The organism is Achromobacter sp., from assembly GCF_036567245.1.
Lineage (GTDB): Bacteria > Pseudomonadota > Gammaproteobacteria > Burkholderiales > Burkholderiaceae_B > Achromobacter.
This window is the reverse complement of sequence record NZ_DATCUY010000500.1, coordinates 1-1,937: the sequence shown is the minus strand read 5'-3', so window position 1 is coordinate 1,937 and position 1,937 is coordinate 1. Positions and strand designations below refer to the sequence as shown.

Here is a 1,937-nt window from a genome sequence, read left to right as displayed (position 1 = left end):
TCGCACAGCCGGTCGGCCACGCGCACGTAGCGGGCTTCGGGCGGGCGGGTGGCGGCCTTGCGCTTGCGCGTCGCCCAGCCGATGTCGCCGCCGGTCAGGTCGGCGGTGCGGAACGGACCCATGGCGTAGCCGAAGCGTTCCAGCGCCTGGTCGATCTGGTAGGGCGAGGCGCCGTCTTCCATCATGTGGTTGGCGGCCTCGCGGTACACGTAGAGAATGCGGTTGCCGATGAAGCCGTCGCACACGCCGGCGCGCACCGGCACCTTGCCCAGGCGCCGCGCCAGCGCGAAGCCTGTTGCCACCACGTCGTCGGCGACCTGCTCGGGCACCACGATTTCCAGCAGCTTCATGATGTTGGCGGGCGAGAAGAAATGCAGCCCGATCACGTCCTGCGGGCGAGACACGCTGCGCGCGATCTGGTTGATGTCCAGGTACGAGGTATTGGTGGCCAGGATCGCGCCAGTCTTGCAGACCCGGTCCAGTTCCGCGAATACCTGCGTCTTCACGTCCATGTCCTCGAACACCGCTTCGATCGCCAGGTCGACCGAGGCGAGCGCCGCGTAGTCGGTTGCCGCGCTCAGGCGCGACAGGCGCCGCTCACGCGTGGCTGCATCGAGCCTGCCGGAACTGACCTGCCGCTGGTAGACGTGGTCGATCCGCTCCTGGCCGGCCTTTAGCGAGGCGGCGTCACGTTCGATCAGCACCACGTCCAGGCCGGCATCCAGCATGGCCACGGCAATGCCGGCGCCCATGGTGCCGCCGCCGATGACGCCGGCGCGTTGCACGGGGCGCGGCCGGGCCGCGCCGGCCGGGGATTTTCCAGCCAGCCTTTCGGCGAAGAAGGCATGTGCCAGGCCCTTGTGTTCGGCACTGGCCACGCATTGCAGAAAGGCCTCGCGCTCGAACTTCAGGCCTTCTTCCAACGGCCGTTCAAGCGCGGCCTGCAGGCAATCCAGCAGCAGGCGCTGGGCCGGCAGGGAATGGGGCTTGGCGGCCAGGCGCTCGCGTTGCGCCGCCACGGCGGCCAGCCCGGCCTGTTTGTCGTCGGCGGCAAAGGTATCGCGGCGAACGATGGCATTACCTCCGCACAGCGCCTGGGCCTTGCGTACCGCGCAGTCCAGCAGTTCGGCTTCGTTGCAGACCTCGTCCAGCAGGCCCAGCGCCAGCGCGACATTGCCGTCCACGCTTCGGCCTTCCAGGATCAGGGGCAGGGCCGCCGCCGCGCCGATCAGGCGGGGCAGGCGCTGCGTGCCGCCACCACCGGGCAGCAGGCCGAGTTTCACCTCGGGCAGGCCCAGTCTGGCGCTGGCGGCGCCGACGCGGGCATGGGCTGCCAGCGCCAGTTCCAGGCCGCCGCCCAGGGCCACGCCTTGCAGGGCCGCGACTATCGGCTTGCCGCTGGCGGCAATGAGACTGGCGACGTCGCCGGCCCAGGGCGCCTGCCTGGGTTGGTCGAATTCCCGGATATCGGCGCCGGCGCTGAAGTTGCCCTGCGTGCCGTGCAGCACGATGGCCAGCACGGATGCGTCCTGTGCGGCGGCCTGCAAGGCTTCATGCAGTTGCTGGCGCAGCGGGTGGTCCAGCGTGTTGAGGGGAGGGTGGTTCAGGCCCAGCAGCAGGACGCCGTCCTGTTGGGTGGCCTGGATACGGTCTGTTGCGGTGGTTGCCATGGCGGGGTCTGGATAAGTGAGGGCGGAGATCAGGCGTCGGCGGGTGCGGCCAGGCTGTCGGACAGCAGGGTCTGATGGTCGTCCTGCGAGCCGAAGGCCGCGTCGCAGCACAGCAGCTTGCGGTAGTAGTGACCGATGGGATATTCGTAGGCCATGCCCATGCCGCCGTGCACCTGGATGGCCTGGCCGCCCACGTGGCGCGCGCTGCGGCCCACGGTCAGCTTGGCCAGGCTGAGATCGCGCTGCGCCTCGGCATCGCCCGCGGCG

At 69.7% G+C, this 1,937-nt stretch carries 2 protein-coding genes; both read right to left on the bottom strand.

Going from position 1 to position 1,937, the window contains the following annotated elements; translation table 11 throughout:
* On the bottom strand, positions 1 to 1,670 hold a 1,670-nt coding region (locus VIR09_RS21255; RefSeq protein WP_332014649.1), incomplete at its 3' end, for a 3-hydroxyacyl-CoA dehydrogenase NAD-binding domain-containing protein.
* A gap of 29 nt (positions 1,671 to 1,699) precedes the next feature.
* Positions 1,700 to 1,937 (bottom strand): acyl-CoA dehydrogenase family protein (locus VIR09_RS21250; protein ID WP_332014648.1); only part of this gene is annotated, 238 nt, incomplete at its 5' end.